The organism is Streptomyces sp., from assembly GCF_050698815.1.
In the GTDB taxonomy this organism is placed as follows: domain Bacteria; phylum Actinomycetota; class Actinomycetes; order Streptomycetales; family Streptomycetaceae; genus Streptomyces.
In genome coordinates this window covers 1-4584 of record NZ_JBOHCV010000633.1, presented here as the reverse complement: position 1 = coordinate 4584, position 4584 = coordinate 1, and the positions used below count along the sequence as shown (strand labels likewise).

Here is a 4584-nt window from a genome sequence, read left to right as displayed (position 1 = left end):
GTACGGTCGGCGGCGGGTACACCCCGGGCGGGAGCAACAGCGCCTGACCGGTGACGGCCCGCCTGCCGCACCCGGGCGGGACGGAGGCGGCGTCCGCGGCCGGCTCTCCGTCCGCCCGTACGCGCCCGGCCTTGGAGGAGACCCCTCCCCCGTCCCTCGTCAAGGGCGGGGAGAGGGACACCACGGACCACGACAGCCTGCTGCGGCGACTTCGCGAGCTGGACGAGCTGCACCGCGAAGGGGTTCTCACCGACGAGGAGTTCGCCTCCGCGAAGAAGGCGGTCCTCGCCCGCTTCTGACGTGCGAACGGAGCCCTGCCTGCTGACCGGCGCCCGGGCGGGCGCCCCGGCCGGCTCTCGTACGGCCGGCCGGTTCAGCCCTGTCAGCCCGCGTCAGCCCGTGTCAACTCACATCAACTCACTTCAACTCGCGTCAGCCGGCCACGGCACCTGCGGCGAGCGCCAGTAGTCCATGCCCAACTGCTCCCAGCGCGGCCCCTGTTGCGCCAGCCTCACCCGGTACTTCTCCCAGTCGTGCGCCGACGCCGGCGACCACCCGAGTTCCGCGATCCCCGGAAGCCGCGGGAACGCCATGAACTCGATGTGCTCGCTGTTCTCCAGCGTCTCCGACCACAGCGGCGCCTCGACCCCGAGCACGGCATCGGCGGGCGCGCCCTTGATGTAGCTGCCCGGGTCCCAGTCGTAGGACTGCTTCGCCTCGACATAGCCCGCCCAGTGCAGGCCCAGCGGCGTGTCCTCGTTGTACTGCATGTCGAGGTAGGCGCGGTTCGCCGGGGAGAGGACCAGCCGGGTCCCCTTCTTCGCGGCCTCGACGACCTCGGGCTCGTCCTCGGCCCCGCTCGTGCCCCAGTACTGCGCGACGGCGCCCTCCGCGGGCTTCGCGCCGGTGAGCTGGTGCCAGCCGATCACGGTCTTGCCGTACTTCGCGACGGTCTTCTGCGCCCGCTCCATGAAGGCGACGTAATCCTCATGGCTGGTCGAGTGCGCCTCGTCGCCGCCGATGTGCAGATAGCGGCCCGGGGTCATCTCGGCCAGCTCACGCACCACGTCGTCGACGAAGTCGTAGGTCACATCGAGGGGTACGCACAACGAGCTGAAGCCGACCTCGGTGCCCGTGTACCGGGGCGGCGCGACACCGTCGCAGTTGAGTTCGGCGTACGAGGCGAGCGCGGCGTTGGTGTGTCCGGGCATGTCGATCTCGGGTACGACGGTCAGCTCGCGCTCGTCGGCGTAGCGCAGGATCTCCCGGTAGTCGTCCTTGGTGTAGTAGCCGCCGGGTCCGCCACCTACCTCGCTGCCGCCGCCGTACGTGGCCAGCCGCGGCCAGGAGTCGATGGCGATGCGCCACCCCTGGTCGTCGGAGAGATGCAGATGCAGCTTGTTGACCTTGTAGAGGGCGAGTTGGTCGATGTAGCGCTTGACCTCGTCGACGCTGAAGAAGTGCCGGGAGACATCGAGCATCGCGCCGCGGTAGGCGTAGCGCGGCTTGTCGGTGATGGTGCCGCCCGCGACCTGCCACGGTCCGGGCTGCGGCGCGGACGACTCGACCTGTGGCGGCAGCAGTTGACGTAGCGTCTGCATGCCGTGGAAGAGCCCGCTGCCGGTGGGCGCACTGATCACGGCGGCGCGCTCGGTGACCTTCAGCTGGTAACCCTCCTCGCCCAGCCGGGATTTGCGGGCTTCCCCGCCACCGCCGAGCTTCAGCTGGATGCCGTCCGGGCCGCGCTCGGTCGTGACCGGCAGCGGGAAACCGGTGGACGGCCGCAGCAGCGCGGCGAGTTGACCGCCGACCCGCTTGGCCTCCTCGGACGCCCCGCTCACCCGGATCACGGTCCGCTCGCCGATGGTGAACGGAGCACCGCCTGCCTGTACGGACTCGGGCGCCGGAATCACCTGGTCCAGCGGCGTGGGCTTACGGTCCGGCGGAGCCGGGGGCTCGGCGGCGGCTGCCGTGACGGAGCCGGGCAGAGCGGTGGCGAGGAGGACGGCGCACAGCAGCAGCGGCCGGGTACGTCTCACGAGCGGTCCCTTCGACGGGCTTCGTTCACGTGTGGGGTGTGTGCTGTGTCTATGTCTGAGTGACCGAGCCGTCACACTCGTACCGCTCACCCCGGCGGCGGTCAAGGTGTAGACCAGTTATCGAACGCGCGGACGCACTCACCGTCCGTAATTCCGACACACCTGCCCGATATCGGGCAGGTTTCTTGCGTTCATGGGATCGAGCCCGCAATATCAAGGTGTGCTCGAAGTCCGTACGCCGGTCCACGACGACCTCATCGACCATCTGGTCCGCAGCACGCCGCTCCAGCGCGGCGAGGCGGCCCGGGTCGTGCTGGACGTCCTGGCGTACTTCGACGAGACGACCGAGGAGTACGTACGCCGCCGTCATCGCGAACTGCAGTCCGGCGGGCTGGCCAATCCGGACATCTTCGCGAGGATTTCGGCCGAGCTGCCGCACCGCGCGGTGGCGCCGCCCGGTCTCTCGTTGCGGCAACTGCGCCGCATCGTCTACGGATGACATCCGGCTGACGGCACGACAGCACCGACGACCGAACCAAGTGGACACGGACGAGGGAGAGGCACCAGCCAATATGTGCGGAATCGTGGGATATATCGGTCAGCGTGACGTGGCCCCGCTCCTGCTCGAGGGCCTGCAGCGGCTGGAGTACCGGGGGTACGACTCCGCGGGCATCGCCATCCACAGCAGCGGCACCGGCCGGAGCGCGGGCCTGAAAACGGCCAAGACCAAGGGCCGGGTCCGTGACCTGGAGGAGCGCATCCCCAAACGGTTCGCGGGCACCACCGGCATCGCCCACACCCGCTGGGCCACGCACGGCGCCCCCAACGACGTCAACGCCCACCCCCACGTCGACCCGGACGAGAAGGTCGCCGTCGTACACAACGGCATCATCGACAACGCCTCCGAGCTGCGTGCCAAGCTCGCCGCCGACGGCGTCACCTTCGTCTCCGAGACCGACACCGAGGTCCTCACCCACCTCATCGCGCGCGCCCAGGCCGAGCGGCTGGAGGCCCGGGTCCAGGAGGCGCTGCGGCACGTCGAGGGCACCTACGGCATCGCCGTCCTGCACTCCGACTTCCCCGACCGCATCGTCGTGGCCCGGAACGGATCGCCGGTCGTCCTGGGCATCGGCGAGCGCGAGATGTTCGTCGCCTCCGACGTCGCCGCGCTCGTCTCGCACACCCGCCAGGTCGTCACCCTGGACGACGGCGAGATGGCCACGATCAAGGCCGACGACTACCGCACGTACACCACCGAGGGCTCGCGCACCTCGGCCTCGCCCGAGACGGTGGAATGGGCGGCCGAGTCCTACGACATGGGCGGCCACGACACCTACATGCACAAGGAGATCGCGGAGCAGGCCGACGCGGTGGACCGGGTGCTGCGCGGCCGTATCGACGACCGGTTCGCGACCGTGCACCTCGGCGGCCTCAACCTCGACACCCGGGAGGCGCGCAGGATGCGCCGGGTGAAGATCCTCGGCTGCGGCTCGGCGTACCACGCCGGCATGATCGGCGCCCAGATGATCGAGGAGCTGGCCCGGATCCCGGCGGACGCGGAGCCCGCCAGCGAGTTCCGCTACCGCAACGCGGTCGTCGACCCGGACACCCTCTACATCGCCGTCAGCCAGTCCGGCGAGACCTACGACACCCTCGCGGCCGTGCAGGAGCTCAAGCGCAAGGGCGCGCGCGTACTGGGCGTGGTGAACGTCGTCGGCTCCGCCATCGCGCGCGAGACGGACGGCGGCGTGTACGTACACGCGGGCCCCGAGGTCTGCGTCGTTTCCACCAAGTGCTTCACCAACACCGCGGTGGCCTTCGGCCTGCTCGCCCTGCACCTGGGCCGCATCCGCGACCTCTCCGTCGCCGACGGCAAGCGGATCATCGCCGGACTGCGGCGGCTGCCCGGGCAGATCGAAGAGATCATGAGCCGCGAGGACGACATCAAGAAGCTGGCGGCGGACTACGCGGAGGCCAAGAGCATGATGTTCGTCGGCCGCGTGCGGGGCTACCCCGTGGCCCGCGAGGCGTCGCTGAAGCTCAAGGAGGTCTCCTACATCCACGCCGAGGCCTATCCGGCCTCCGAGCTCAAGCACGGGCCGCTCGCGCTGATCGAGCCCGCCGTGCCGACGGTCGCGATCCTCCCGGACGACGAACTGCTGGACAAGAACCGCGCCACCCTGGAGGAGATCAAGGCCCGCAGCGGCAAGATCCTCGCCGTGGCGCACCAGGAGCACGAGAAGGCGGACCACACGATCGTGGTGCCCCGCAACGAGGTCGAACTCGACCCGGTCCTCATGGGCATCCCGCTCCAACTGCTCGCTTATCACACGGCGCTGGCGCTCGGCCGGGACATCGACAAGCCGCGCAACCTGGCGAAGTCCGTCACGGTCGAGTAGGGCGATGGCCGGGCTCGGATCCCCGCCCGAGGGCACGACCGAGCTCGGGGTCGACATCATCAAGGTCGCCCGGATCCGGGACACGCTGGCCCGCTTCGGTCCGCGCTTCTCGGAGCGCGTCCTGACGCCGTTGGAACGACGCTACG

Annotated in this window: 3 protein-coding genes and 1 pseudogene; 3 read left to right on the top strand and 1 reads right to left on the bottom strand. The window is 69.8% G+C overall.

The window, feature by feature from the left end:
* Positions 1–176 precede the first annotated feature (176 nt).
* Positions 177–299, top strand: a pseudogene (locus ACRDP3_RS22915) (SHOCT domain-containing protein); the annotation flags it as partial.
* A gap of 123 nt (positions 300–422) precedes the next feature.
* Here the strand turns inward: ACRDP3_RS22915 and ACRDP3_RS22910 are convergent.
* Positions 423–2039, bottom strand: coding sequence for a beta-N-acetylhexosaminidase (locus ACRDP3_RS22910; protein WP_431518886.1), 1617 nt, complete (start codon positions 2037–2039; stop codon positions 423–425).
* A gap of 193 nt (positions 2040–2232) precedes the next feature.
* Here ACRDP3_RS22910 and ACRDP3_RS22905 point away from each other — a divergent pair, with 193 nt between their 5' ends.
* Together ACRDP3_RS22905 and glmS are read left to right on the top strand one after the other, a co-directional pair.
* Positions 2233–2538: a hypothetical protein gene (locus ACRDP3_RS22905; protein ID WP_431518885.1), complete on the top strand. Its 306-nt coding sequence runs from the start codon at positions 2233–2235 to the stop codon at positions 2536–2538.
* Positions 2539–2611: 73 nt separating this feature from the next.
* Entirely contained in the window at positions 2612–4438 is a 1827-nt protein-coding gene (gene glmS / locus ACRDP3_RS22900) for a glutamine--fructose-6-phosphate transaminase (isomerizing) (protein ID WP_431518884.1), read from the top strand.
* Positions 4439–4584: the final 146 nt, after the last annotated feature.